This is a genomic window from Paenibacillus sp. JZ16, from assembly GCF_015326965.1.
Classification (GTDB): domain Bacteria; phylum Bacillota; class Bacilli; order Paenibacillales; family Paenibacillaceae; genus Paenibacillus_AQ.
In genome coordinates this window covers 2,499,735-2,525,891 of record NZ_CP017659.1, presented here as the reverse complement: position 1 = coordinate 2,525,891, position 26,157 = coordinate 2,499,735, and the positions used below count along the sequence as shown (strand labels likewise).

At 51.4% G+C, this 26,157-nt stretch carries 24 protein-coding genes; 19 read left to right on the top strand and 5 right to left on the bottom strand.

The window, feature by feature from the left end; translation table 11 throughout:
- Nucleotides 1-41 precede the first annotated feature (41 nt).
- The 10 genes from BJP58_RS11455 to BJP58_RS11410 all read left to right on the top strand — a co-directional run bounded on the left by BJP58_RS11455 (nucleotide 42) and on the right by BJP58_RS11410 (nucleotide 13,254).
- Nucleotides 42-1,664 carry an extracellular solute-binding protein gene (locus BJP58_RS11455; RefSeq protein ID WP_194544022.1) on the top strand — a complete coding sequence of 541 codons (1,623 nt, stop codon included), beginning with the start codon at nucleotides 42-44 and terminating at the stop codon, nucleotides 1,662-1,664.
- Nucleotides 1,665-1,698: 34 nt separating this feature from the next.
- Nucleotides 1,699-2,970: a Gfo/Idh/MocA family protein gene (locus BJP58_RS11450; RefSeq protein ID WP_194544021.1), complete on the top strand. Its 1,272-nt coding sequence runs from the start codon at nucleotides 1,699-1,701 to the stop codon at nucleotides 2,968-2,970.
- Nucleotides 2,971-3,046: 76 nt separating this feature from the next.
- Nucleotides 3,047-3,232, top strand: a complete 186-nt coding sequence (locus BJP58_RS11445) for a hypothetical protein (RefSeq protein WP_233355041.1) — start codon at nucleotides 3,047-3,049, stop codon at nucleotides 3,230-3,232.
- A 247-nt stretch (nucleotides 3,233-3,479) separates the two neighbouring features.
- On the top strand, nucleotides 3,480-4,370 hold the full coding sequence (locus tag BJP58_RS11440) for a helix-turn-helix transcriptional regulator (protein WP_194544020.1): 891 nt from the start codon (nucleotides 3,480-3,482) through the stop codon (nucleotides 4,368-4,370).
- 75 nt (nucleotides 4,371-4,445) lie between these two features.
- Entirely contained in the window at nucleotides 4,446-5,264 is an 819-nt protein-coding gene (locus BJP58_RS11435; protein ID WP_194544019.1) for an NAD(P)H-binding protein, read from the top strand.
- A gap of 60 nt (nucleotides 5,265-5,324) precedes the next feature.
- Nucleotides 5,325-6,275 (top strand): ATP-binding cassette domain-containing protein, encoded by a 951-nt coding sequence (locus BJP58_RS11430; RefSeq protein ID WP_194544018.1) that lies wholly within the window; start codon nucleotides 5,325-5,327, stop codon nucleotides 6,273-6,275.
- Nucleotides 6,272-7,105: an ABC transporter permease gene (locus tag BJP58_RS11425; protein WP_194544017.1), complete on the top strand. Its 834-nt coding sequence runs from the start codon at nucleotides 6,272-6,274 to the stop codon at nucleotides 7,103-7,105. Before BJP58_RS11430 ends, BJP58_RS11425 begins: the two co-directional genes overlap by 4 nt.
- 203 nt (nucleotides 7,106-7,308) lie before the next feature.
- Nucleotides 7,309-9,366, top strand: coding sequence for a HelD family protein (locus BJP58_RS11420; RefSeq protein ID WP_194544016.1), 2,058 nt, complete (start codon nucleotides 7,309-7,311; stop codon nucleotides 9,364-9,366).
- A 278-nt stretch (nucleotides 9,367-9,644) separates the two neighbouring features.
- Nucleotides 9,645-11,420: an ABC transporter ATP-binding protein gene (locus BJP58_RS11415; RefSeq protein ID WP_194544015.1), complete on the top strand. Its 1,776-nt coding sequence runs from the start codon at nucleotides 9,645-9,647 to the stop codon at nucleotides 11,418-11,420.
- A complete protein-coding gene (locus BJP58_RS11410) occupies nucleotides 11,404-13,254 on the top strand; it encodes an ABC transporter ATP-binding protein (protein ID WP_194544014.1) in 1,851 nt (616 codons plus the stop codon). The genes BJP58_RS11415 and BJP58_RS11410 overlap by 17 nt, the downstream gene beginning before the upstream one ends.
- Nucleotides 13,255-13,345: 91 nt before the next feature.
- Here the strand turns inward: BJP58_RS11410 and BJP58_RS11405 are convergent, their stop codons facing one another.
- Nucleotides 13,346-14,215 carry a LysR family transcriptional regulator gene (locus BJP58_RS11405; RefSeq protein WP_194544013.1) on the bottom strand — a complete coding sequence of 290 codons (870 nt, stop codon included), beginning with the start codon at nucleotides 14,213-14,215 and terminating at the stop codon, nucleotides 13,346-13,348.
- Nucleotides 14,216-14,340: 125 nt separating this feature from the next.
- Between BJP58_RS11405 and BJP58_RS11400 the strand changes: the two genes are divergently transcribed.
- Together BJP58_RS11400 and BJP58_RS11395 are read left to right on the top strand one after the other, a co-directional pair.
- Nucleotides 14,341-15,027, top strand: coding sequence for an ankyrin repeat domain-containing protein (locus BJP58_RS11400; RefSeq protein ID WP_426198154.1), 687 nt, complete (start codon nucleotides 14,341-14,343; stop codon nucleotides 15,025-15,027).
- Between the two features lie 32 nt (nucleotides 15,028-15,059).
- Complete coding sequence (locus BJP58_RS11395; protein WP_194544012.1) at nucleotides 15,060-16,286, top strand: amidohydrolase; 1,227 nt, start codon at nucleotides 15,060-15,062, stop codon at nucleotides 16,284-16,286.
- A gap of 72 nt (nucleotides 16,287-16,358) precedes the next feature.
- On the opposite strand, the gene BJP58_RS11390 is transcribed toward BJP58_RS11395, so the two are convergent.
- The 3 genes from BJP58_RS11390 to BJP58_RS11380 all read right to left on the bottom strand — a co-directional run bounded on the left by BJP58_RS11390 (nucleotide 16,359) and on the right by BJP58_RS11380 (nucleotide 18,680).
- Complete coding sequence (locus tag BJP58_RS11390; RefSeq protein ID WP_194544011.1) at nucleotides 16,359-17,246, bottom strand: DUF2268 domain-containing putative Zn-dependent protease; 888 nt, start codon at nucleotides 17,244-17,246, stop codon at nucleotides 16,359-16,361.
- Nucleotides 17,247-17,330: 84 nt separating this feature from the next.
- Nucleotides 17,331-18,017, bottom strand: a complete 687-nt coding sequence (locus BJP58_RS11385; protein WP_194544010.1) for a G1 family glutamic endopeptidase — start codon at nucleotides 18,015-18,017, stop codon at nucleotides 17,331-17,333.
- Nucleotides 18,018-18,194: 177 nt separating this feature from the next.
- Nucleotides 18,195-18,680, bottom strand: a complete 486-nt coding sequence (locus BJP58_RS11380) for an anthrone oxygenase family protein (RefSeq protein ID WP_194544009.1) — start codon at nucleotides 18,678-18,680, stop codon at nucleotides 18,195-18,197.
- 323 nt (nucleotides 18,681-19,003) lie between these two features.
- Between BJP58_RS11380 and BJP58_RS11375 the strand changes: the two genes are divergently transcribed.
- From BJP58_RS11375 to BJP58_RS11365, 3 genes are all read left to right on the top strand, one after another.
- A complete protein-coding gene (locus tag BJP58_RS11375; RefSeq protein ID WP_071223248.1) occupies nucleotides 19,004-20,404 on the top strand; it encodes an ABC transporter substrate-binding protein in 1,401 nt (466 codons plus the stop codon).
- A 101-nt stretch (nucleotides 20,405-20,505) separates the two neighbouring features.
- Entirely contained in the window at nucleotides 20,506-21,396 is an 891-nt protein-coding gene (locus BJP58_RS11370; protein ID WP_194544008.1) for a carbohydrate ABC transporter permease, read from the top strand.
- A 16-nt stretch (nucleotides 21,397-21,412) separates the two neighbouring features.
- On the top strand, nucleotides 21,413-22,246 hold the full coding sequence (locus tag BJP58_RS11365) for a carbohydrate ABC transporter permease (protein WP_113060616.1): 834 nt from the start codon (nucleotides 21,413-21,415) through the stop codon (nucleotides 22,244-22,246).
- Between the two features lie 105 nt (nucleotides 22,247-22,351).
- Here BJP58_RS11365 and BJP58_RS11360 read toward each other — a convergent pair whose 3' ends face one another.
- Nucleotides 22,352-23,281, bottom strand: coding sequence for an AraC family transcriptional regulator (locus tag BJP58_RS11360; RefSeq protein ID WP_194544007.1), 930 nt, complete (start codon nucleotides 23,279-23,281; stop codon nucleotides 22,352-22,354).
- Nucleotides 23,282-23,480: 199 nt separating this feature from the next.
- On the opposite strand from BJP58_RS11360, the gene BJP58_RS11355 reads away from it, so the two are divergent.
- The 4 genes from BJP58_RS11355 (at nucleotide 23,481) to BJP58_RS11340 (ending at nucleotide 25,997) form a co-directional block, all read left to right on the top strand.
- On the top strand, nucleotides 23,481-23,744 hold the full coding sequence (locus BJP58_RS11355; protein ID WP_194544006.1) for an Atu4866 domain-containing protein: 264 nt from the start codon (nucleotides 23,481-23,483) through the stop codon (nucleotides 23,742-23,744).
- A gap of 65 nt (nucleotides 23,745-23,809) precedes the next feature.
- Nucleotides 23,810-24,547 carry an SDR family oxidoreductase gene (locus tag BJP58_RS11350; RefSeq protein ID WP_194544005.1) on the top strand — a complete coding sequence of 246 codons (738 nt, stop codon included), beginning with the start codon at nucleotides 23,810-23,812 and terminating at the stop codon, nucleotides 24,545-24,547.
- A 155-nt stretch (nucleotides 24,548-24,702) separates the two neighbouring features.
- Nucleotides 24,703-25,053 carry a VOC family protein gene (locus BJP58_RS11345; RefSeq protein WP_194544004.1) on the top strand — a complete coding sequence of 117 codons (351 nt, stop codon included), beginning with the start codon at nucleotides 24,703-24,705 and terminating at the stop codon, nucleotides 25,051-25,053.
- Nucleotides 25,054-25,196: 143 nt separating this feature from the next.
- Nucleotides 25,197-25,997, top strand: a complete 801-nt coding sequence (locus BJP58_RS11340) for a TetR/AcrR family transcriptional regulator (RefSeq protein ID WP_194544003.1) — start codon at nucleotides 25,197-25,199, stop codon at nucleotides 25,995-25,997.
- Nucleotides 25,998-26,157: the final 160 nt, after the last annotated feature.

The window sequence follows — 26,157 nt, the reverse complement described above, 5'->3', positions numbered from 1 at the left end:
CATGGAAATATGGATGGAACATGAAAAGGGGAGGATTACGGATGAAGCTGAAGCAATGGGGAAGTCTTCTGTTGACCTGCATGTTATCGGTATCGCTGGCGGTGGGCTGCAGCTCGAAAGGCTCGGGAGGAACGGCTCAATCGGACCCTTCGAGTGAAGGGAAATCCGCGATAAATGAAACGGGTTTTCCGATTGTCGACGACAAGATGACGGTGACCGGTTTTGCCGGAAAGTTCTTTGCCAACGCCGACTGGAACAACATCAGGCTGTGGCAGGAATATGAGAAAATGACCAATATTCAGGTGCAGTGGGACACGGTGCACAAAGACAATTTGGCGGAAAAACGGAACTTGCTGCTGGCCGGCGGCGATTATCCGGAAATGTTCTATGCTTCCGCATTTCCAAGGACAGACCTGCTGAAATACGGCAAGCAGGGCGCTTTTATTCCGCTGAATGACCTGATTGATCAACACGCTCCGAATTTTAAAGCCCTCATGGAAAAGTATCCGGTTATCGAGAAGGGGATTACAATGCCGGACGGCAACATTTACGGGCTGCCGACGATATACGATCCGGAATTCCGGTCCGTGCTGTACGGAACGCCGTGGGTGAAGTCGGAGTGGCTGACCAAGCTTGGCCTTCAAGAGCCGCAGACGCTGGATGAATTCTACGATATGTTGAAGGCGTTCAAAGAGAAGGATCCGAACGGCAACGGCCAGAAGGATGAATATGCCTGGGGCGGCGTGGGGACTGCCGGCATCGTCAACTATTTGCGCGGCTCGTTCGGTCTCAATTATCACGGAACTTCGAACATTAACGTGGATACCGATCCGGCGAGCGGAAAGGTCCGGTTCATTCCGACGGATCCAAGATACAAGGAACTGCTTCAATTCGTGAACAAGCTGTACAAGGACGGCCTGCTGGAGCAGGATATCATGTCCGTGAAGAGCACGGAGGTGGACGCCAAAGGCGTTGAAGGCCTTCTCGGCGTTGTTGATAACGTGGATCCGGTCGCCATCTACAATCAGGAGGGTTATGTGGGGCTGCCGGTATTGAAGGGGCCGCACGGCGACCAGATGTTCAGCGCCACGGGCTCTCCGCTGGGGAACATCGGGATGTTTGTACTGACCGATAAAGCGAAGAATCCGGCCGCGCTCATCCGCTGGATGGATTACTTCTACAGCGACGAAGGCATCCGCATGTTCTTCATGGGCTGGAAAGACGAAACGTATAAGGAAGATGCAGAAGGCAATGTGGATTACGTGGACGACATCAAGAACAATCCGGAAGGTCTCAATCTGGACCAGGCGGTAGGTCAGTATCTGATATGGCCCGGCGGATATTATCCGGGCTTCGTGACCCAGAAGTATTTCAAGGGAGCGGAAGGCCTACCGACTTCTGTAGAGAACGCAAAAAAAGCCGAGCCGTACGTCATCCCTCAAGACAAGGTCTGGCCGCCGTTTAACTTTACGGCCGATGAGCAGTCCGAGCTTACCGGTATCCAAACCGACATTCACACATACGTGGATGAAATGCGGGATAAATTCATAGCTGGGAACGAGTCCTTTGATAACTGGGACCAATATGTAGCTAACCTGCAAAAAATGGGCTCGGAGCGCTATCTGGCCATTTACCAGTCCGCGGCAGATCGATATACCAAATAAACACGTGTACAGAACCTAAAAGGAGCGACATGTTATGACACAATTGAAAGCCATATTGATCGGGGCCGGCGCTCGCGGCGCCGGGGGGTATGCCCCCTATGCCCTGGATTACCCGCACGAGTTGACCTTCGTGGCCGTGGCCGAGGCCGATCCGGCGCGGCGCATCCGATTTGCCGAGAGGTTCGGAATTCCGGCGGAACAGTGCTATGAATCCTGGGAGCCGCTGCTGGCGGAGCCAAAGCTTGCCGATATCGCCGTCATTTGCACGCAGGATCGCATGCATTATGGCCCAACCATGCAAGCGCTGGAGAAACAGTATCATGTACTTCTGGAGAAACCGATGTCTCCGGAACCGAAGGAGTGTCTTGAGATGGAGCAGGCGGCCATTCGCAACAACCGGCTGCTGACCATATGCCATGTTCTGAGATATACCCCTTTTTGGAGTACTATCAAACGCGTGATTCAGGAAGGGACCATCGGTGAGGTGGCTTCGATCCAGCTGAACGAGAATGTGGGATACTGGCATATCGCGCACAGCTTTGTGCGGGGGAACTGGAATCATTCCGACAAGGCCAGCCCGATGATACTGGCCAAATCCTGTCATGACATGGATGTGCTGTCGTGGCTGATGGACCGGCCTTGCACGCAGGTCACTTCGTTTGGCTCCCTGATGCATTTCCGTGAGGAGCAGGCCCCCGAAGGTTCGGCCGACCGCTGCCTCGATTGCCAGGTAGAAGCAACCTGTCCATATTCGGCCCCCCGGTTTTACTTGAGCGATCAGTACAAGGGATGGGCGGGGCATTTCACCCAGGAGCTGACCAAGCCGAATATCATTCAGGGGCTTCGCGATACGGACTATGGCCGCTGCGTATATCGGAGCGATAACAATGTGGTCGATCATCAGGTCGTCAACATGGAGTTTGAAGGCGGCGCCACTGCAATGTTCAGCATGTGCGGGTTTACGTATGAACAGGAGCGCAGAATTCAGATCATGGGCACCCGCGGCGAGCTTCGGGGAGAGGAAGGCAAGATTACGGTTTACGATTTCCTGACCGGGCAGAAAACGGAGATTACGATTCCTTCGCAGTCGAGCGGACATGGCGGGGGCGACAGCGGAATTGTGGCGAGCTTCCTGAAGGAGGTTCGGAGCTATAACGGGCAGGAGAGCCTGACGTCGGCCAGTGCCTCCGTGCGGAGCCATCTGATTGCGTTCGCAGCGGAGAAATCGAGGCTGAATCACGGCCAATCCATCAATTTGAACGAATATGCGCGGGAATTGATGGCAGAAGAAAATGCGGTGAAATAAAAGAAATTATATTAAAAATACATCATATGAAAAATTCTCAATAGATAGTTTCTTACAGGAGATCCGATCACCATGGATGAGAGTGATGCGATCGAAACTGCTTCGGTATGCTCCATATACGAAGGCGGTTGCGGCCCATATGGAAGCGAACAACCACTGTCTTGTGAAAAGAGAGGAGCTGTCAAGTCGTCTGACAGCGGAAGATCTGCGCGCCCAAATCGAAATTCCGCAGGATGGCGAATGGGTCGAATGGAACGCGTAATGCGCAACAGCTGGCATAACAGCGGATGGTTTCAGTAGCAGTTAGACAGTTTGAACTGATATAATCTATGCAGGAAGCTCCGTGATACGGAGCTTTTTTTTGTTATCCCACCTCATCTACTCTTTTCCAAAAAAATAATCCCATTCCATCAAGAACGATTTGTAATCCTGACATGCTAGATGTCAGGATTCATGCTTTATCATTCGATTCAGAAGTCAAAAACTACGAGACGCGAGGAGTGTTACCGATGAAACTCGACCGGCTGCTAGGCATTACGATGGAATTGTTGACCAAACAAAGAGTGACGGCCACGGCGCTTGCCGCCCGGTATGAAGTCTCGGTTCGTACGATCTACCGCGATGTAGACCTCATTAATCAGGCTGGCATTCCGGTTGCTTCCTATCCCGGTGCGGATGGCGGCTTTGAATTGATGAACGGGTTCTATCTGACGAGGCAGCACTTCTCCGTTGACGATTTTTTGGCGATCTACAATCTTTTGAAGGGCGTCGAAGGGACTGTGAAGGGGAGATACACTTCCATCCTGAATAAGCTTGGAACCCTGCAGCCTGCCCTGTTGAACGGAGGATGTCATGAACAAATTCTATTCGATATGAGCACGTCGGAGCATGAGCGGGCATGGGTACGACCCATTCTAAATGCCATTGAACGCTCGAACCTGATGACCCTTCACTATACGAGTACATCCGGCAGCCGCTCGGAGCGGCAAGTGGAGCCGCTGCAGCTGTACTGGGAACAAGGCGTGTGGTATTTGGAGGCCTACTGCTTGTTAAAGCAGGGGAAACGAATCTTCAGAGTATCGCGCATATTCAGTCTTGAAATATCCACCGACACGTTCATCCCAAGAGGAAACCTGGTGCGGGAGGATCAGGAGGCGGTGCAGGGGATACAGGCTCATCTCCGTTTCGATTCATCCGCCGGACCGAGGGTGACCGAGCAATTTCCGGAGGCTTTCATCTCCGGGGAGGGATTCCTAGATGTCCGAACGGTGTTCTATACCAAAGCCTATGCCATCTCGGTGATTTTAAGCTACGGTGCAAAGGTGGAGATCATCTCTCCGCCGGAATTGAAGGACGAACTGCTGCAGGAGCTGGAGGAAATCCGTAAACGTTATGAATGATGGACCATGAACAATGAACCATGAACAATGAATGAATATGAACCGTTAGATTAAAACTCGAGGAGGAAGTTTCATATGACTATTTTGGTAACAGGAGCTACAGGAACTGTTGGAAAGCATATCGTGCAGAAGCTTGTGCAGCGAGGCATAGAAGTGAGAGCGATATCACGCAATCCGCAGCAAGCGAATCTGCCGGAGGGTGTACAGGTGGTAGCCGGGAATCTCAATGACCCGGATAGCCTGATCCCCGCCATGCAAGGCGTGAGGGCCATGCATTTGATCATTTCCAGTGATGAAGCGTATGGGACCCTGCAGACGGATCCGCGGATTATTGAGCTTGCCGAGAAGGCTGGCATACAGCGGGTAACGGTATTGGTGGGCTATGAAGAAGGGCCTGTGGAAGCTGCACTTCGAGACAGCGGAATGGAGTGGACTTTGCTCAAGCCATGCGAGTTTATGGCGAATATTCTGGTGGATTGGCAGGAATCGATCCGCCACGAAGGAGTCGTTCGTGAGCCGTTCGGCCATGCGCTGAGTGCGAGAATCCACGAAGCCGATATCGCTCGCGTTGCCGTCGCCGCACTTCTTGAGGAAGGTCACCATGGACAAGAATATTTCCTTACGGGACCGGAAGCCCTCTCGCGATTCGAAGCGGTTCGGATTATAAGCGAGGTAACAGGCAGGGACATCCGCTTTGTGGAACTGACCGAGGAACAGGCGAGAGCGAAATGGAGAGAGCAAGGCTATGACGAGGAGTCGATTGAATTTTTTGTGCAAATGGGAAAAAATCCGCCCGAGATCGGTTATACGGTATTACCGACGGTAGCGCAGGTCACAGGGCGGCCGGCAGCCACGCTTGCTGATTGGGTCCGTGATCATAAGGACGATTTTTAAGGGCAAGCAGCATGGCAATCTAGAGGTCGATTTGTATAGGAAGAGGAGGAGTTGTGAAACTTGCCTTACGCCATTGAAACGAAAGAGCTTCGCAAATCTTATAACGGCATTGGGGTCGTTCAAGGAATGGATCTGCGAGTGGAGCAAGGAGAGCTGTTTGCCTTGTTGGGTCCGAACGGCGCCGGAAAAACAACCACCATTCATATGTTATCCACCCTGGTTAAGCCGGATGGGGGATTCGCCTGCGTGGCCGGGTATGATGTCGCAAGCAATGCCCGGCACGTTCGAAGAAAGATCAGCCTGACAGGCCAGTTTGCAGCACTGGATGAGGGACTCTCCGGTCTTCAGAATTTAATGTTGGTTTCAAGGCTTTACGGTTATTCGGCGAAATCGGCTCGATCCGTAAGCGAGGAGCTGATCGAATCCTTTGGACTCAGCGAAGCAAAGGACCGCGCGCTGTTGCATTACTCTGGCGGGATGCGGAGGCGGCTGGATATTGCCGCCAGTATCGTTACGAAACCCGACGTTATTTTTCTGGATGAGCCGACAACGGGCCTCGATCCGCAAAGCCGCATTCAAGTGTGGGAGGTTGTAAGGTCGCTTTTGAAACGGGGCACCACCGTGCTGCTGACGACGCAATATCTGGAAGAAGCCGATCAGTTGGCGGACCGGATTGCCGTGATGGATAAGGGGAGCCTGATTGCGGAAGGGACGCCCCGGCAATTGAAGGCTTCCGTTGGCAACAGAACGTTAACCATTCAATTCAACGAACCGGCCGACCAGCACAAGCTGGGTACTTTGTTAAATGAGGAACACGCGTTGACCTTATTGCAGGACGATCATCCCTTGGTACATAAAATTCCGGTGAAGGATGCAAGTGCTGCGAATCAGGCCCTTCATACACTGATGAAGAACGGGTTCGCTATTGAATATTTCGCCTTAAGCGAACCGAGTCTGGATGAGGTCTTTCTGTCACTGACCCGCGCGAAGTCGAAGGGAGGCACGCCATGAGTGTAAGCCATCATACAGCGAATAAGGACGGCGTGCTGCCTGTTCGCCAAGCCGATACCGATCCTCCCCATGCCCTGACGGCGATCCGAATCTTTATGTGGAGAACTTGGCAGCATACGAAGCACAACGGGTTTGGTCTGGTGATGGACGCGGTTCTGTCGCCGGTTCTGCTGCTGTTTATATTTAGTTACTTGTTCGGCGGCGCTATGGCCGGGTCAACCGGGGCTTATATTCAATTCCTATTGCCCGGCATTCTGATCCTGACGGTCGTGCCTATGACGGTGTATAGCGGAACCACGATATGCTCGGATATTACCAAAGGGGTATATAATCGATTTCGAACGCTGCCCTTTTGGCAGCCGGCCTCGGTGCTTGGCTCCATCCTGACGGATGGTGTGCGCTATACAATCGGCGTAATCGTAGCCCTGGGCACGGGGCTTGCGCTGGGCTTCCGACCCGAGGGCAGCGTCATCCAAATGGCACTTGCCATTGCCTTCATCCTGTTCTTTGCATTCGGTGTCAGCTGGATATTTGCGCTGATCGGCGTCGTGGCCAAACGGCCGGAGACGGTATCGGGGTCGAGCATGATCGCGATATACCCGCTGCTGTTCGCCAGCAACATTCTGGTGGATTCGTCGACGATGCCGAAATGGACGGGCATTCTCATCGACCTGAATCCGATCAGCATGGCGGCAGCCACGGTCAGGGGACTGATGAACGGCACGTCAACCATGCCTGTGATCATGACAGGAATCGGGGTCTGCGTAGTGATTATCGCTATTTTCGTTCCACTTACGCTGTATCTGTACCAAACCAAAAACGAGCGGTAAGAGGCATGAAAAAAACCAGGCTTGCATGAGCATGCAGCCTGGTTTTTTATCTATGTCATGACATTATGGTTGATGTAAATCGTTTAGGTGTTTTTGGACCCACGATAAATACACAATACTACAACGGAAAGTATAAGTCTATATTTTTTTCGGGAAACCCCTATACTTAAAGCTATTCTTTAGCAAAGAGGGGGAGGTTCCTAATGCTGAATCCAAGCGAAAGCGCAGAGCGGGAATATCTAGAGTTTGTAGTAAAGGAGCTTCATCGGGCATCGAAGGAATTAGAGGGGAAGGTGTCTGATTCTTACAGGGATATCATTGAAGCCAAGAAGTACCTGTGGGTCAACATGGCCCAATTGGATGCGGCGGAACGGGCAGCCAACCGGGTTGATATTTCCTTGTCCATTGATACGGGTGAGAAGACGGCTGCCAGGCTGCAGAAGATGCGCAAGCTACTCACGTCGCCGTATTTTGGCAGGGTGGATTTCCGATCGAATGAACCGGAAGAAGAAGGTGCCTACTATATTGGCATCCATTCCTTCACGAACCCGGAGAGTCAGGAGCATCTCATTTATGATTGGCGCTCGCCGGTAGCAAGCTTGTTTTATGATTACAATGTCGGTCCTGCGTCGTATGAAGCCCCCATGGGCAGGATGCAAGGCGAAATTACCGTCAAAAGGCAGTACAAAATCAAAGACGGTCAAATGGAATATATGATTGAGAGCTCCATGAACATCAATGACGACGTGCTGCAGAAGGAGCTTAGCAGCACGTCGGACGAGAAGATGAAGAATATTGTGGCTACCATCCAGCAGGAGCAAAATGCCATCATACGAAACGAAACCGCGAATGTGCTGATCATACAGGGGGCGGCAGGTTCAGGCAAAACCTCCGTGGCTCTGCACAGGGTAGCTTTTCTGTTGTACCGCCATAAGGAGACGTTGACTTCCAGCAACGTGCTCATTATATCTCCCCATAAAGTGTTTTCTGATTATATATCCAACGTTCTGCCAGAGCTTGGCGAAGAGAAAATCATGGAGGTTACGATGGAGGAGCTTGCTGCCAAAGAGCTGGGGGGATTATGTCAGTTTCAGACCTTCTTCGAACAGGTGAACGAAATCGTGAGCGCCGATGACGAACAGGCCATTGAACGGATCCGGTATAAGGCCAGCATGCACTTCGTACATGAGCTGGAGGCTTATATGATACATGCCGAGGAGCATTTTTTCCTGGCTGCGGATATTCAGCTGAAAGACGTATGTATTTCGGCTTCGGAGATCAGGGACTGTTATCTTGGCACCATGATCACGCCGATCAGGCAGCGATTGGAGAAGACGGCTTCCATCCTGTCAGGCCGGGTTCGTACAGAGGATGGAGACAGACTGACTGCGGCAGAAGCCAAAAAAGTCAAAACCGCGATCAAGAACATGTTCAAATTTCAAAATGCGCTCAGCATGTACAAGGAATTTTTCTCATATAGGAACAAACCGGACATGTTTGTCATGAACGGAAGAAAAACGATTGAGTATGCGGACGTTTTTCCGCTGCTGTATCTCAAAATGCATTTGGAAGGAAACGCGTCATACGATATGGTGAAGCATCTGCTGGTCGATGAAATGCAGGATTATACACCGATTCAATACGTCGTGCTATCGAAATGGTTTTCGTGCAAAAAAACGATACTTGGGGACAGCAACCAGTCGGTCAACGTATATACGTCCACATCACTGGATGATATCAAGAGCGTATTTCCGCATGCCGATACAATAGAGCTGTTAAAAAGCTATCGTTCCACGCTGGAAATTATGGGACTCGCGAAGCGAATTCATCCGGGCAGCACCATGATTCCCGTGGAGCGGCATGGAGAAGAGCCGCAGGTGATCCGGTGTCGTGACACCCGGGAGGAGCTGGAGTTCATTCAAGAGCTTAGCCGTCACTTTTTAGATTCCGGGATGCAGACGATGGGGATCATATGCAAAACGTCTTCGCAGGCCCGGCAGGTGTATGAGTCCATCAGGGGGCTTCAGGGCAGCGTGAATCTGCTCGACTTTAGCAGTGAACGCTTTGAGGAGGGAATTACGATCACCTTCGCCCATATGGCCAAGGGTCTGGAATTCGATCAGGTTTTAGTTCCTTTTGCGGACGCCGAAAACTATCGTTCCGAGATGGATCGAAGCTTACTCTATATTGCTTGTACCCGGGCCATGCATAAGCTTTCGCTGACCTATTCGGGCGAGCCGGCACCATGGTTGGCGGTGTGAGCGTGAGCCGAAAATCAGGATAGCGCCATCCATAGGACCACCTTTTAAAAAAGTCGCGACGAATGGTTGCGGCTTTTTTCTTTGGATGATTGGATTGAAATGATATCGGCTCCTGTTACTCAGTATGTCTGAATTTGTATAAATCATATGGCCGTTCGGGAAGGAGGACTGATTTATTTCTAGAACCTATTAATATGGGTGTATCACAGCAAACGTATGGAAGGAGGAACGTAACGGGCTAATCAATCCAATAACGGGACAGGAAGTGATATGGGACATTGGACTCTCATCGAATACTTGGAGACTTTTTCAGGAAGACGTGGCCGTTTTATGTATTGTCGGTTTGCTGTCATCTGGTTGCTAACATCATCCATGTGAACTTCCCAAGGGTACTGGGCAATTTTACGGATGAACTGAAGGATGGTTTATTGTCTGTCGACGGTATCGTGCAGTACAGCTGGACGCTGCTGGGTATCGGTGTCGGGTTCGCCGTCATCGGCGGGATCGGTCAGTTTCTGGTGATGTACACGGGGCGGTATTTCGAATTTATGAACCGCCGCCGATTGTTTGTCCATTTTACGGGGCTCAGTGAGCGATTTTATTCCAAGAATGGCGTTGGCAAGTTGCTAAGTTATTTCATGAATGACGTGACGACGGTAAGGGAAGCGATCTCGATGGGGATCAATCAGACGGCAAACTCCTCCATCCTGCTGGTCTCCACAATCGTCATGCTGCTGATCACGAACGTACCGCTGTATCTGGTGGCTGCGAGCATCGCGCCTTTGCTGCTGATTCCGGTCATTGTCGTTTGGCTCGGACCGATTATCAGAAGAAGATCGTTGCAGGTACAGGAAGCGCTGGGTGTGATGACGGAATCCGCGGAGGAGCAGTTTGGCGGGATCCGTGTCACCAAGAAGTTCGCGGTGGAAGACACGATGAAGCGGCGTTTTGGGACGACGGTGGACCGCATCCGGGACAAGCAGCTGCGGCTGGTACGCGTATCATCGCTTTTTCAATCGATCATTCCGTTTCTGGGCGCTACCTCACTCATTATCGCCCTCTTATTCGGCGGTTACCTGACCATTCTGGGACGGATTACGGTCGGAAACTTTGTCGCATTGACGCTTTACATTCGCATGCTGATGAATCCGCTGCAGCAGATCGGCAATGTCATTAATGTCGTTCAGCGCGCGAGGGCTTCGCTTGACCGATTAAACGACCTGCTTGGCAAGCAGGCCGACATTAAGGAACTGCCTGGCGCCAAGGAGCTGAATCAGGAGAACCCGGGCATTGAAGTGCGTGATTTATCCTTCTCTTACGAGGATGCGGATGGTCAAGAGGAGGGGGCCAGACAGGTTCTGAGGGGCATTCAATTGGATGTTCCGCCCGGATCGACGCTGGGCATCATTGGCCGCACGGGAAGCGGCAAGACTACGCTTATGAAGCTGCTGCTGCGTACCTTCGACCCGCCTCCGGGGAAAGTGCTGATCGGGGGTGTGGATATTCGGAAGCTTACATTAAAAAGCCTGCGCGAAGGGATCGCCTATGTTCCCCAGGACGGCTTCCTGTTCAGCTCGACCATCCGCGAGAATATTGCCTTCTATAAACGGGACACGGAGCCGGCTGTCGTCGAGGAAGCGGCGCGAAAAGCACGGGTCTACGACAACATCGTGGAGTTTCCGGACAAGTTCGAGACCCGCCTTGGGGAGCGCGGCATTACCCTGTCCGGAGGACAGCGGCAGCGGACCAGCCTTGCACGGGGAATAATCAAGAATGCACCTATCCTCATTCTGGATGATAGCGTAAGCGCCGTCGACGCGGTGACGGAGACGGAAATCATGGAGACGGTTCGGGATATCCGCGCTGGGAGGACTACGATCATTATTGCCCACCGGATCAGTGCATTGAAACATGCCGATGAGATTATCGTCCTGGATCAGGGAGAGATGGTTCAGCGGGGTACGCATGAAGAACTGCTGTCGAAGGACGGACTGTACCGGACGCTGCATGACATTCAGGAAGAGGGGATGAAGTTTCATGGCACAGGCCATTAACAATTGGCAGCTGGACCAGAAGGCGGATCTGAATGCCCCTCAGTCCAAGCCCAAGTATATTTCCACATTCCGTGCTCTATCGGGTTATATGAAGGAATACCGACTGATTTTTGCCGGGTTTATCGGCTGCACCTTGATTGCCATCTCGGCAGAGCTGCTGCAGCCGTATCTGATGAAAATCGCAATCGATGATAATCTGATGGTCGGCAAGAACGATTTTCGGGGCCTGATGCTCATATGCGCTATCTATTTTTTGTTATCGCTGCTCAGCATGGTGTTTACCTATTTGCAAAATAATTTGCTGCAGAAGGCGGGGCAGAGCATTGTAGCGAGCATTCGCAAACGGCTGTTTGCCCATATATCCAAGCTGTCGATGTCATATTTCGATAAAGTGCCGAGCGGCAGCTTGATTACGCATGTGTCCAGTGATACCGAAGCGATCAATCAGTTTTTTAACCAGGTGCTGCTCAGCCTGTTCCGCGACGGCTTCACCTTGATCTTCATTCTGGTCTTGATGTTCCAGCTGGATGTCACGCTGACCTTATACTGCTTGATCCTGCTGCCGATCATTGCGGGGATTGCCATTGCGTTCCGGCGTTATATGCGCCACACCTATCAGATGGCCAGAACGCGGTTATCCCGGCTGGTGGCCTTTGTGGCCGAGAATCTATCGGGGATGAATCTGATCCAAGTGTTCCATCAGCAGAAGGAGCAGGAGAAGCAGTTCGAGGAACGGAACGACTCTTACTTCAAAGCGAACATTCGGGAGATCCGGACGAATGTGCTGTTTAACCGCTCCTACGAAATATTGAACAACTTGGCGATTGCGTTCGTGACGTGGCTCGGCGGACAAGCCGTACTGGGAACGACGCTGGAGTTCGGCGTGCTGTATGCCTTCATAACGTATATCCGTTTATTCTTTCAGCCGATCAACACGATCACCCAGCAGTGGAACACGCTGCAATCGGCAACGGTGGCGATTAACCGGATATGGGGTCTCCTGGCGATTCAGCCTGAGGTTACGGATCAACGCAAGCCGGTGGCCATCGAGAAAGCAAGTGTCGAGGGACGCGTTGAATTTGATCGGATCACGTTCGGTTACGAAGGCGGGGCACCGGTCATTCAGGACCTGGATCTCCATATCAACCCTGGAGAGATGATCGGGATTGTCGGTACCACCGGCGCGGGAAAAAGCTCGCTTATCAGTCTCCTGTGCCGTTTCTATGATGTAAATGAAGGAAGCATTCGAATTGATGGAATCGACATCAGGGAGCTGGCACAGTCCGATCTGCACCGGATGGTAGGCCTTGTTCAGCAGGAGCCGTATCTCTACTCCGGGACGGTGCTGGATAATGTACGGCTGTTCGACGAGACCATCTCGAGGGAACGGGTGATCGAGGCTTGCCGCTTTATCGGTGCGGATTCGATCATCATGAGGATGAGGGAAGGCTATGACACCCGGTTGTCGGAGCGGGGCAGCGGCTTGTCCGCCGGCGAACGGCAGCTGATCTCCTTCGCCCGAATCATTGTGTTCCAGCCCAAGATTCTCATTCTAGACGAAGCGACCGCCAATCTGGATTCGCATACGGAGCAGCTGATTCAGAACGCCCTTCAACTTGTGGCCGAGGGGCGAACGACCCTTGTCATTGCCCATCGCCTATCTACGATCATGGGGGCGGACCGGATTTTGGTCATGAGCAAAGGCCGGATCGTGGAGCAAGGCACGCATCAGGAACTGCTGAACTCCCATGGGTATTATGAAGAGCTGTATCTTCACTCCCAAGGACAGAAGCAGGAGCACGAGGCTGCCGGTTCATTGTATCGTACAAGATAATTGCATTAATTTCTTGCCGGAGGACAGAGCTTGCATTAGCTCTGTCCTCTTTTTGTATGAGCAGCAGATTATAGAAGCAGTAAGCAAGCAGTTATAGGGCACTTGTCAACAAGTCAATGAAGTTCAGAGCCGTTCTGGAGACGTGATGATCCCTCAGCCAGATCAAGGCTGTGGAAGCCGCTGCCGGAGTGTCCTTGATTTTGAAGGCATGAACAGATGTTGGCAAGTGCTGCTTGACCAGCGTTTCGGGAACGATCGCCACGCCAAAACCTGAAGCGACCAAGCGCAGCAGCAGCGAAATGTCGGAGCATTCGGCTGCAATGTTCGGCTGGATTTTCTGTTCCGAGAAAGCCATCTGGATCGTATAATATACGCCCAATCCTTCCGTGCTTGGCAGAATGAGCGGATACTGCGCAATATGAGAGAGGGTTGTCTCCTGTTCGGTGGATGCCTCAGAGGTGAGCATATAAAAGGGCTCCGTCTGCAGATGAAGGATCGAGAAATCATCCAATTCGAGCGGCAGGCGGACGATCGCTAGTTCGAGCGACCGGTTTCTTACGAGTTCACAGAGCTGATACGACTCGTTCTGCTGAATTTTGTACGAGACTTGGGGATATCTTGCCTTGAACTCATGCAGCCATGACGGCAGCTCTACCGAGGATAAAGTATTGATACCAAGACTCAGCGTGCCCTTATCGCCGTTTCCGACCTCTTTAACCTCGGCTTTGGCCTCTTCCATAAGCTGGGTTACTTGGAGCGCATATTTGTACAGCGCTTTACCCGATTCGGTGATTTCGAGCCGCTTTCCTCGGCGATATACCAAGACGGACCCGAGCTCTTCCTCCATCGCTTTCAGCTGCTGACTGAGAGGCGGCTGGGATATATGAAGCCGGTTGGCGGCAAGCGAGATCGTACCTTCCTCCACGATGGCAATAAAATACCGGAGCTGTCTGATGTCCATAGGTTGAAACCATCCTCCTTGTATATGAAAAACCTTAGTGAATTCAATTTTTTAAGTATTTTTCATATGGTTGTGTCTCATGTTAGCATACCAATATACACGATAGAAAGAGGAGGGAGCATCGAGTGCTGCGTTTATCAGCGATTCTATTGATCCTTTTCCTGTCGGCCTGTCAATCCAATCCGGAGAAAGAAGAGGTGCAGAATATGAATCGTGAACTCATTGAATATGCCGAGCAAGGCAATACGGAGCAAGTACGACAGCTTCTTCAATCCGGCGCAGACATCAATGCGACGGATGAGCAGGGAAGAACTGCCGTGATGGCTGCGACCTATCACAATCATGTCGGAACGGTAGAGGCTTTGATTCAGGCAGGCGCCGATATCAATATACGGGATCACCAACGGAATAACGTATTTTTGTATGCCGGTGCAGAAGGAATGATGGAAATTTTGCGGCTCGCGATCGAAGCCGATGCCGATGTGACGTTGACGAACCGTTATGGCGGGACGGCTCTCATTCCGGCCTCTGACCGCGGACATGTGGAGATTGTTCAGGAGCTGCTGACCCGGACCGACGTCGATGTGAACCATATAAATAATTTGAACTGGACCGCACTGCTGGAGGCGGTCATTCTCGGTGACGGCAGTGAGAAATATCAGCGCATCGTGAAGCTGCTGCTGGATCATGGGGCGGATGCCCGGATTCCCGACGGGAATGGCGTAACTCCTCTGCAGCATGCCAGGGAACGGGGATATCTAGAGATCGAGCGCATCTTATTGGACGCTGTAAACGAAGGGCAAGGCAAATAGAGGCAGGTATAAGCGAGAAGGGGATGAACGCTATGAACGAACAGAGCACTGCATATTGGCTGCTGAATGTCCGTCTGGAAACAGGTTACCGCTACGAGGATGATGTTATGATCGGAACCGAAACGGGACTCTTTCATGTGAAAATAGAAAATGGGGCTTTCTCAGAGATCCGCCCTGCGGATGCTTTGCCGGATACGTTACTGCCGACACGGGATATGCAGGGGGATCTAATGCTCCCATCATTTAGAGATATGCATATCCACCTGGACAAAACCTATTATGGGGGCCCATGGAAGGCACCGAGCCGTCCGGCTCACGGAATCTTCAGCCGAATCGAGGAGGAGGAGAGGCTGCTTCCGGAGCTGCTGCCTACTGCCAAGGAAAGAGCGGAGGGACTGCTGGATCTGCTGCTGCGCTACGGGTCTACCCATATCCGCTCCCATTGCAATGTGGATCCTGTTGTCGGCTTGAGAAATTTAGAGGCCACCTTGCAGGCGGTTGAAGGATACAGGGAAAAAGCTTTTGTCGAGATTGTAGCATTTCCTCAGCACGGCTTGCTTCGCAGCCAGTCCGTCTCTCTGGTCAGGGATGCGCTCCGGAACGGAGCAGCGCTTGTTGGTGGTTTGGATCCCACAACGGTGGATGAAAATATGGAAAAATCACTGAACACCGTGATGGAGCTCGCCGTTGAAGCCAACGCCGGCATTGACCTGCACCTGCATGAGTCGTCGCATGTAGGGCTGAATACCTTTAAGCGGGTAGCTGACCTTACGGAAGAGGCGGGTTGGAACGGGAGGGTTACGCTCAGCCATGCGCTGGCTTTCGCGGACGTCTCACCAAGCGAAGTGGATGAGGTGGCGATTCGGTTGGCGGATCTGGGCATTTCGCTCACTTCTTCCGTACCGCTTGGCCGAACCATTCCGATTCCGCAGCTGCACCGCCGCGGCGTAGACATCTCGCTTGGGCAAGACAGCATTATGGACCATTGGTCCCCGTTCGGCAAAGGGGATAATCTGGACAAAGCGGGCACGCTGGCCGAACGCTTCCATATGTACGATGAGCGTTCGCTCGGACAGGCTCTCGGGTTTATTACGGGAGGGGTGACGCCGTTAGACCAGGACGGCCGTTATGCCTGGCCCAACGTCGGGGATGCGGCGGACGCGGTGATCGTAGAAGCCAGCTGTTCCGCCGAAGCCGTTGCCAGGCGGTCACGCCGCCGGGCCGTCCTGTTCAAGGGAAAACCGGTTTACGAATCATGATAAAAAAACAGCCGCTGCTTGCCGGAGTTTTCCGGCGTGCAGCGGCTGTTATTGGTTATGGGCTTTGGGTTGTTATTCCCTAAAAATAAGGGAATTCGCAATGATTTCCCTCCAGGGAATATAAGTCGCCTCGACCGCGGATTTACCGCTCTGTCTTAAATAATCGGTTACGATCCGGTAGCCGATGGAATACCCCGCATAGGGTGGAATGCCCATTTTCGTAAAGCCGTAAAGATCCCCTTCCAAATCCCCGAACATGTAACCTCGTATCTCATTGAATCCGGTTACCTGCAGAGCTTCCCTATAACGTGGCAGAAGCTCGCTGTGCTGATCTTCGTTCAGGGCATGAACCCAGGGTCCCAAGTGATCCTCGCCGTACATTTCGGCGGCAAAAGCTTCAGCGAGTCCTTCCAGCACTAGGTATTGAGCGACCGTTGTCTCGGCACTCCATGGCTCATAAGAGAGCCTCACGTTATGATGGAATTCATGTGCCGTAATGGCGGCCAGCCTTGGCAGGTTATAATCGTTCGGCCACACAACCACCATGATTTGTCCCGGTGTTCCCCCTGAGCCTGTGTATCCGGGATGGGGGCTGAAGCGTTCACGGTCACCCAGCGCGAGAGTGAAGAGCAAATCTCCCAGCTCAATGCCGTGAGCTTGCGGCTTTAATGCGGCATGTGCCTTCATCACGGCTTCCTTGCATCGGCTCCAGGAACTCGCTTGTTCCAAGCGAGACAAAGCTTGGAGCGCCTCCTCCGGATGATCGGCCGGGCGAAATAATCCCAGCAGCTGCGTCATATCGTAATCGTCCTGTCCTTGAGGCATACGCTTGCGTATCGTGTCCATAAACGGCTGAAGCGGCTTATTCACGAGCTGCTCAAATGCGGTGATCCGCAGCTCAGGCTCAGATTCCAGAGCTTGTTGTTGATGGTTTAGTGTATCGATGGCGATCAATTGCATACTGATATCCTCCTCTTATCGAAGCAATAGCTGCTTCGTATAATGTTGAGGATAATCCTTTACGCTGCGTGAAGGTCAAGCCCCTTATTGACGAACGCTTTTGACAATGAAACCGTCCCCTGCATGGTTCGGATTAGAAGGAATGGAGGTAACCTTTAAATTCTGGAGCATGATGCCCCCGTTATCGGCAGTCAGCTTTGGACTTTTCCCATTGACCCGGCAGCAGGAGAAGACGACAGGAGATAATCGTGCCATTGTTGCAAGAGCCCCATTGACCTGTGGCGCTTCAACGATCCATTCCGCCGAGGTCTGCGGACCATTGTATCGTTGTAATGTCCGAAATGCCCAATTTCGGGTTACGTTTCGAAGGCAGATCAACCAGTTCGAACCGCTGCGCTTGCTGATGCTGGCATGCATCCGGTCACCCGGCAGAATCGGCAGCGGAATGATCGTAACCGAGGCCGGGAGGATCTCCCACCATGCATAATAGTAAGCCTTGCCGTCTATGAATTCATGACCTGTTCCGGTCTGTATCAGATTGCTATTGCCGAAGCCGTCAATTCCAATCCATGCTGAGGAATAGGTCGCCGCACGGCTTGGACGAACAAACGGCACATTCCATTTGGCGGAGATCTGTTTGTAAGCACCTTTTTTTCCTTTGAGGCTGTATCCGCTCCAATTGCTTGAAATCCATCCGATGTTACGACGCGGCTTGGCTGAAGTGTCAAGTTGGCAAGTGTGATTCCACTTATCTATCGTGAGAATCCCCATATCTCCACCGCCTTTACTAGATTGATAGTATATCTAATGAAGAATCGGTAGATTTGGTATGGGTTTTCTGTTAGAAAGTTTAAATGAGATGTGGTTCACCAATGAAGAGAGAAGCGCAGGGATATGCGGGCATTTAAGAGCGATGGATTATAGCCGCCCCATTCCCGTGATCCCGTCTTAAGGGAGATGCCGTAAGGCAAAAACAAACAGAATCATCGCCCCTAAGGAAGTGATGGTTCGCACATGATTCCAGGGCACCCAGCGTCTCAGGTAGTTATTCCATACCTCACCTCCGGCACTGCTTCCTGGGTCAACAGCGGCCAGTGCGTCGTTTAGCGGGACGTTGAACGCCATCGTTACGATGAATCCCGCTAAATAGAGCAGGCTGGCGGCAAGCAAATACAACGAGCCGGGTTCCCCCCAGCGCATGATGGATAATACCGCAAGCACGATACTGGTTAACGCAGTGCCTGTAAACAATGTGCCGAACAAAGGATTGAGAATGGTTGCATTGATGGACTGCATGGCATGGATCCCCTGTTCATTGGGAATTCGGGCTAGCGCTGTCATTATAAAAGACGAGAAAGCGAAGAACAGTCCGGCTATGAGTCCCGATCCGGTTACCGAGAATACAGCCAACAAAAAAATTAAGCGGTCACTCATGGATAGTAAACCTCCAATGTCATAGGTTATTACTGGTATGGTTCCAGTATATTCATATAATTGTTTGTACATACAAATATAAATGGATTTCCAGCAAAAGTAAAGACCTAAATATGCAGAACATTATAATCAATCAATAGACTCTGAATGATCTATTAATATTTTCTATTTCTGGTAATTAGTTCATTACGCCGCGCGTTATGAGAAAAAAAGTTCAGAATATCCCCACTATTTTCAAAATAGAGTTATATATACGCTCTCGTAAGCGTATACAGAATTTGGATAATATATCAAATGTGCTGCAGCCAAAAGGAGGGAGTAGTATGAAGTCAGGCAAGAGGGGTTTTTGGCTAGTAACGACGGCTTTATTAAGCGTTTCTTTGTTATTCGGTTGTACCGGGGGGAAGGGAGCGCCGGCCGATACCGGCGATCCGGAGCCAGGAAAGGATGGAGAGACGGCCAAGAAAATCATTACTGTAACGTTTCGGGATGACGGGATCGGCGAGAACGGAGCGTTCTATAAATGGCTCAAGGAAGTTTCGGCCAGCTACCCTGACAAAAGCGTAGAGATTAAGCCGACACCGATTCAGGCCTCGGAAGGCGATTATTTTGCCAAGGTGGCCTTGGCGCTCAAGTCAAAAGATACGGCGCCGGATATCGTGACAGAGGATACCTTTATCCTGAATTCTGATGCAAGCGCAGGTTATCTCGAACCGCTTGACGATAAATTGGCGGGATGGGAAGACTGGGGCAACGGTTCCTTCATCGAAGCGATGAAGAAGGGGGTTACTGCCAGCGATGGCAAGGTTTATGGCGTACCGTACAATACGGATTCCAGGGGCCTCTGGTACAACAAGGACATTTTCAAACAGGCAGGTCTTCCGGAGGATTGGCAGCCTAAGAACTGGGAGGAGGTCTTAAGCGCTGCGCGTACGATCAAGGAGAAGGCGCCTGACGTTGTGCCGATCTGGATGAACATGGGCAAGGCTACAGGCGAAGCTACCTCCATGCAAACCTATGAAATGCTGCTCTACGGAACTGGAGAAAGGCTGTATGACGATGCCAGCGGCAAATGGATTACAAAAAGCCAGGGCATTCTGGACGCGCTGACTTTTGTGGAGACGGTCAATAAAGAGAAGCTTGGCCCCCCGCTCTCCAAAGTATTGAATGGTCAGGCAGGCAACACGGCTTCCCGCGAATACCTGCCGCAAGGCAAGCTGGCGATTTCCCTGGATGGATCCTGGATCACAGGTAACTATATGGAATCAGGCGCGGCGCCATGGCCTGAATACAAAGATGTTCTCGGCTTCGCGCCGATGCCGACCAGCCAAGGGCAGGACCCTGGATCGATTACGCTAGCCGGAGGGTGGGCGCTGTCGATTCCAAGCAACTCCAAGAACAAAGACGAGGCTTGGGAATTTATCAAGTATGCGCTAAACAAGGAAAATACGCAGAAGCTTGTCATGTCCTCAGGGAATATCACGGTCCGTGCCGATGTTGCCAAGGATCCGGAATATACGAAAATGCCGTTTAACGAAATCGCGACCGAATACCTGCAGAACGCAGAGTTTAGACCGGCCCAGGAGAAGTATCCGGAAGTGTCGACGCAGATTCAGACCATGGTGGAATCCGTAGCAACGGGAACATCGCCTGCAGATGCCATGAATAAATATGCGCAGGACGTCACCCGCATTGTCGGAGCGGATCATATCTTGGAGAAATAATCGGCTATACGTACAGAACCGGCTTGCTCAAGCGCTCCATGTATCGCGGAGGCTTGGGCAAGCGGTGTTTCAGATCATCTGCACGAAAAGGAGAACGAACCATGAGCAGTCTGTCCGTAGACGTTTACCCGAAACGAAGAAAAACGTATACCTGGCTCTTTTTTTTGCTTCCTTCAATCGCGATTATGCTCGTGTTTTTTATATATCCCATTCTGTTAACGTTCTTCTATTCCTTCACCAACCTGGCGTTAACCGGCGAAGCGGCGAGGGAGCTTAAGTTTATCGGCCTTGACAACTATACCCGGATGTTCCAGGACCCCACGGTTCGGATCAGTATATGGAACACGCTGGTTTTCCTCATCGGCTCGGCTGTGATCGGGCAGCAGGTGCTGGGATTTTTGATCGCGCTGCTGATGAAGCAGAGAAACAAAACGTTTCGGCGAGTGATTGGAACGATTGTGCTTGCAGGATGGGTGACGCCCGAGATTGTATGTGCTCTTTGCTTGTACAGTTTCTTCGGGGATGAAGGCACGCTGAATGCGATCATCACTTTTTTTGGATTTTCGGAAGTGACCTGGCTGTTTACCGTCCCGATGCTGACCATCATTCTTGCGAACATTTGGCACGGCACCGCCTTCTCGATGCTGGTATTTCAAGCAGCGCTGGATGATGTGCCTAACGAAATTGAGGAAGCGGCGGTGGTGGATGGAGCCTCCAAGTGGAAAATCTTCACGCACATCATTATTCCCTACATTAAAAGCACCATTACAACCAACATGATGCTGGTTACGCTGCAGACGCTTGGGGTGTTCGGACTCATCTATGCGATGACCGGGGGCGGTCCGGGCAATTCGACGACGACCCTGCCGATCTTCATGTACAATCAGGCATTTGTGAACTATCAATTAGGCTATGGAACCGCCATTTCGCTGCTGCTGCTGCTGATCGGGATTGTGTTAAGCCTGCTGTATATCAGGTCGATGAAAGAGTAACCAGAGGTGAGATCATATGAATGCCAAACAACGTAAATTAATCTATCGAATTCTGCCGTACGCGATCCTAACGGGGATCGGTATTTGCTTTGTGCTGCCGCTGCTCTGGGTGCTCGTGGCTTCCGTCGATCCGAATGCGATGCAATCGCTGAAGATGCCCAGCAGGGTTACCGGTGCAAACTACGTAGAGGTGATGACCAGCAGCGAGAACCAGCGCGCATATCTGATTGGTCTTGTGATGTCGCTTGGCCAAGCCGTATTGGTTGTTCTTCTGGCGCTGCTCGCAGCTTATCCGCTATCCCGTTATCAGATGAAATATAAAAAGCCCTTTATGCTGACCATTCTATTTATGACATCGCTCCCGATTACGGCTGTAATGGTGCCTGTGTACCAGCTGTTCCTGGGGCTCAAGCTGTATGACAATATTTTTGGCGTCATCTTGTTTTATGTAGCATCGTCCATGCCGTACGGGATATGGATGATGAAGAATTTCATGGATTCCGTGCCGAGCGATCTGGAGGAAGCCGCCTGGGTGGACGGCGCTTCGGTGTTTACGGGAATGCGCAAGGTGGTGGCGCCGCTGATGGTTCCGGGTATTTGTACGGTCGCGATATTTACCTTCTCGGGCAGCTGGGGCAATTTCTTCGTGCCGTATATCCTGCTGCAGTCGCCGGAGAAGTTCCCGGCTTCCTTGAAGCTCTATCAGTTCTTCGGGCAGTATGGCATGGTCGATTACGGCAGCCTGGCCGCTTTCTCGGTGCTGTACGCCATTCCGGCGATCATCATGTATATTCTCTCCCAGCAGTTCATGTCCAAGGGCTTCGGGCTGCAAGGCGGAACGAAGGGATAGGGAAAAAACAGAATGAAGGGCATGGGATGCTCAAAATAGAAAAACGGCAGCCATGCCGTTTTTTTTGTGTTTGGCGAAATCGTTCCCTTGAGCTGTCTGGTCAAATTAAGCATGGCCCTGCCTAGGGCCGAGGTCCAATGACTCGCGCAGACGCTTGATATCCCGGATCGGAGGCAAACCGAACATGCGGGCATATTCCCTGTTGAACTGAGTGGGACTTTCATAGCCGACCTGAAAGGCGGCATCCGCAGCTGCGGATGTTTCTGAGAGCATAAGTCGGCGCGCCTCTTGCAATCGGATTTGTTTTTGATATTGCAGCGGGCTCATGGCGGTGATTTCCTTAAAGTGATGATGAAGTGAAGAAGGACTCATATTGACGGCAGCGGACAGATCAGCGATGTGAAGGGGCTGATTATAATCCCGCTCAATCAACTGGGCCGCTGCCGCGATTCGCTGCGCATGACTGCCGCTGACGGCAAATTGTTTCAGGGATTGGCCTTGTTCCTCTTGAAGGATTCGATAAACAATTTCCTTCGTGACCAGGGGAGCAAGGACGGAAATATCCTCCGGCGTATCCAGAAGGCGTACGAGGCGGACGACAGCATCCAGGAGTGCCTGATTCATCGAGCTGACAAAGAGGGCTTTTGTGGAGTCGGTTTTCTTAGGAAGAGCCTCTTGGCAGGATGGAATGAGGTCGAAGATCAGATGTCGGTCCAAATCCAGTCTAAGGCACAGGTAGGGCCGCTCCGGTGATGCCTGAATCACTTGGCCGGATATGGGCAATTGCAGCGAGACGACAAGATAACTGTTCGAGTCATAAAAATAGCTTTCTTGTGCCAGCATGATTAGTTTTCTGCCTTGAGCTACGATGCACAGTGCGGGCTCGTGAATGGTGTGGATCAATTCCGTCCCGTCGGTTGCCCGTATTAAAGATAGATTGGGTATAGGCGTAGTATGGGTACCGTTCGTACCCGTATATTTTTCGATGTATCCTGCAAGTTCATTCTGCAGATTGCTTCCTCCATGATCTAACATCCCGGTTCGGCGAGCCTCCTCCGATGGTATTTGATTTAATCTTAATCAGGTTTGCAGGAATAGGCAAGAATCGTGGTGGATTCGGCTACCCGATAAATACTCCATGCAGGCATAATCAGAGTATCCTCGATGGTTGAAGGCAGGACGGGTATGCATGAAACTCAAGAGGATCAGATAAGAGTAATGAGGAGGTATTGGAATGGATCCAGCTCTTAAAGCGAATGAGGTTCAGCATCCCTATATAGGCATGTGGGTGACCAAGGACGGATACATTCGCCACGAATTGCTGCCAAACGGTCGTTATGATGAAGCACGGGGCCGGCGGAAAAGCGCTTATCAAGGACGCTATTTCATTCTAGGCGATCACATCGAATATGTGGATGATACCGGATTCACGGCTGACGGCGATTTTCGGGACGGCGTTCTCTATCATGCAGGGATGGTATTGGTTCGGGAAAACTAAACGTGTGAGATCGAAGAGAACGGTTTGGCTTAGAAGTACAGAACAGGTATCAGGAGGAGAACTGTATGTCTAACGTTAAAGGAAAAGTCGTGGCCATTACAGGCGCAAGCAGCGGGATCGGTGAAGCGGCAGCCCGGCTGCTGGCACATCACGGTGCTCATGTGGTTCTTGGGGCGAGAAGGACGGACAGGCTGGAGAAGCTTGCTTCCGCATTGAATCGGGAAGGCGGATCAGCTGTTTACCAATCGCTGAATGTGGCTCATCTCGATCAAATGGAATCTTTCATTGACTTGGCGGTGAGCCGATTCGGTAGGCTGGATGTCATGCTCAACAATGCTGGCGTCATGCCTCTGTCACCCTTGGAGGCCTTGAAGGTGGACGAATGGAACCGGATGATCGATGTGAACATCCGCGGCGTCCTCCATGGCATTGCGGCAGGGCTGCCGGTGATGCAGAAGCAGGGCTTTGGTCAATTTATTAATATTGCTTCCATCGGGGCATACGAAGTATCGCCAACCGCAGCCGTTTATTGTGCGACCAAGCATGCGGTTCGGGCAATCTCGGAGGGCCTGCGGCAGGAGGTCGGAAGCGGTATACGGGTCACGCAAATATCGCCGGGGGTAACGGAGTCGGAGCTGGCCGACAGTATCTCCGATGATACGGCCAGACAGGTCATGAAGGAATATCGAAGAATATCCATTCCGGCGACTTCGATTGCGCAAGCGATTGTATATGCTATCGAGCAGCCGCCTGAAGTCGATGTAAATGAAATCATCATTAGGCCGACCGCATCAGGGAGCTAAGGAAATCAGCTGTTGAGTAAACCTCAACAGCTTTTTTTGTTGGAAGGATTTGTTATACTTTAGTTATGTATTTTACATAAGGGCGCGTACAGCATGGATGCAATGACTTTCTTTAGCATGAATGAATGAATGAATGAATGAATGGAGGAGACAAGTTGGGAGTTAAACGCATTGTCGCGAATGTCGTAACGAAGGATGTCGCCGCAGCCAAGACGTTTTATCAAGATGTGCTGGGTCTGGATATGTTAATGGATCATGGCTGGATTGCCACTTATGGCTCGCAGGAGAGGATGAGCATACAGATCAGCTTTGCTTCCGAGGGAGGCGGCGGCACGCCCGTCCCGGATCTGTCAATCGAAGTGGATGAGATAGAGGCTGTGCTGGAAGAGATGAGGCGAGCAGGCTTTTCCATTGAATATGGACCCGTTGATGAGCCTTGGGGAGTACGGCGTTTTTTTGTCCGCGATCCATTCGGCAAGCTGGTCAACATATTGTCACATGTATGAGTGCACGGTGCGTCAAGTTTGGTATCCTAGCAAGTATGCTCATATTCTACTCTGTACATAAGAATCAACGCATATGATATACTGTTTATAATATAAACAATTATCGATATCAGAAGCCAGGATGCAGAAAGGATACACAAATCATGTCAAAAGATGAGAATATAGATCCGGATATTGGATCCAGGCTTCCCGGAGGGGCGGCTCTGAGCTGGGGATTGGTAAAGCCGCCGCAGCGGGGACCGAAACGGGAGATGAGCCTGACGCAGATTGTGCAGACGGCCATCGACATCGCTGATAAAGAAGGGCTTCAGGCGGTCTCCATGAATCGGATCGCATCCGCTTTGGGTTTTACTGCCATGTCCCTGTACCGGTATATTACCAGCAAGGATGACCTGCTGCTCCTGATGCAGGACGCCGTGTGCGATATTCCCATTCCACCGGAAGATTCCGCAGATTGGCGCGAGAATATGCGAATCTACGTCAAATCGACGATGCAGGTATTCCGTGACCATCCCTGGTTCGGCGACATACCGATTGCGGGTATCCCCCTTACGCCAAACAATCTGCGATTTATCGACTGGGGCCTGCGCTTCATGAAGGACATGCCGTTGAATGATTATGAGCGGATGTCTTTGATTCTCCTGTTAAGCAATTATTCAAGATCAAGCGGCATGATGCAGCGGGACATGGACCGTGCCCTGCAGGCAGGATCCACCCCGGAACAATTTAGCGGACTCGATTATACGGCCGCGCTGAAACAACTTGTAACGCCGGATCGGTTTCCATTCCTGCATCCGGTTGTGATGTCGGGAGTCTACACGGAAGAGAATCAGGAAGAGAACCCGATTGGCAACGACATTGATTTCGGGTTGGAACGCATCTTGGACGGCATTGATCATTATCTTCAGGCCAAGACACAGCCTGGACAGTCGGACAAGTCATGATATTCGTCAAAGTTACAGGTCGTGGTTGTAAGATTGTGGAGTAAGAGAGTACAGACAGAAAGAAAGTGCATTAAGAAAGTACACAGTAAGAGTATGCTGTAAGAGTATACACAATAAGAGTACGCTGTATGAGTATGCTGTAAGAGCATGCAGAAAAAGT

Bases quoted from the DNA above. Each gene is read 5' to 3' on its own strand.
- BJP58_RS11365 (WP_113060616.1), top strand. From the start codon at position 21,413: ATGAATGCCAAACAACGTAAATTAATCTATCGAATTCTGCCGTACGCG.
- BJP58_RS11405 (WP_194544013.1), bottom strand. From the start codon at position 14,215: ATGGACATCAGACAGCTCCGGTATTTTATTGCCATCGTGGAGGAAGGT.
- BJP58_RS11340 (WP_194544003.1), top strand. From the start codon at position 25,197: ATGTCAAAAGATGAGAATATAGATCCGGATATTGGATCCAGGCTTCCC.
- BJP58_RS11425 (WP_194544017.1), top strand. From the start codon at position 6,272: ATGAGTGTAAGCCATCATACAGCGAATAAGGACGGCGTGCTGCCTGTT.
- BJP58_RS11375 (WP_071223248.1), top strand. From the start codon at position 19,004: ATGAAGTCAGGCAAGAGGGGTTTTTGGCTAGTAACGACGGCTTTATTA.
- BJP58_RS11355 (WP_194544006.1), top strand. From the start codon at position 23,481: ATGGATCCAGCTCTTAAAGCGAATGAGGTTCAGCATCCCTATATAGGC.
- BJP58_RS11360 (WP_194544007.1), bottom strand. From the start codon at position 23,281: ATGTTAGATCATGGAGGAAGCAATCTGCAGAATGAACTTGCAGGATAC.
- BJP58_RS11395 (WP_194544012.1), top strand. From the start codon at position 15,060: ATGAACGAACAGAGCACTGCATATTGGCTGCTGAATGTCCGTCTGGAA.
- BJP58_RS11390 (WP_194544011.1), bottom strand. From the start codon at position 17,246: ATGCAATTGATCGCCATCGATACACTAAACCATCAACAACAAGCTCTG.
- BJP58_RS11410 (WP_194544014.1), top strand. From the start codon at position 11,404: ATGGCACAGGCCATTAACAATTGGCAGCTGGACCAGAAGGCGGATCTG.
- BJP58_RS11440 (WP_194544020.1), top strand. From the start codon at position 3,480: ATGAAACTCGACCGGCTGCTAGGCATTACGATGGAATTGTTGACCAAA.
- BJP58_RS11350 (WP_194544005.1), top strand. From the start codon at position 23,810: ATGTCTAACGTTAAAGGAAAAGTCGTGGCCATTACAGGCGCAAGCAGC.
- BJP58_RS11380 (WP_194544009.1), bottom strand. From the start codon at position 18,680: ATGAGTGACCGCTTAATTTTTTTGTTGGCTGTATTCTCGGTAACCGGA.
- BJP58_RS11445 (WP_233355041.1), top strand. From the start codon at position 3,047: ATGAGAGTGATGCGATCGAAACTGCTTCGGTATGCTCCATATACGAAG.
- BJP58_RS11455 (WP_194544022.1), top strand. From the start codon at position 42: ATGAAGCTGAAGCAATGGGGAAGTCTTCTGTTGACCTGCATGTTATCG.
- BJP58_RS11385 (WP_194544010.1), bottom strand. From the start codon at position 18,017: ATGGGGATTCTCACGATAGATAAGTGGAATCACACTTGCCAACTTGAC.
- BJP58_RS11420 (WP_194544016.1), top strand. From the start codon at position 7,309: ATGCTGAATCCAAGCGAAAGCGCAGAGCGGGAATATCTAGAGTTTGTA.
- BJP58_RS11370 (WP_194544008.1), top strand. From the start codon at position 20,506: ATGAGCAGTCTGTCCGTAGACGTTTACCCGAAACGAAGAAAAACGTAT.
- BJP58_RS11435 (WP_194544019.1), top strand. From the start codon at position 4,446: ATGACTATTTTGGTAACAGGAGCTACAGGAACTGTTGGAAAGCATATC.
- BJP58_RS11450 (WP_194544021.1), top strand. From the start codon at position 1,699: ATGACACAATTGAAAGCCATATTGATCGGGGCCGGCGCTCGCGGCGCC.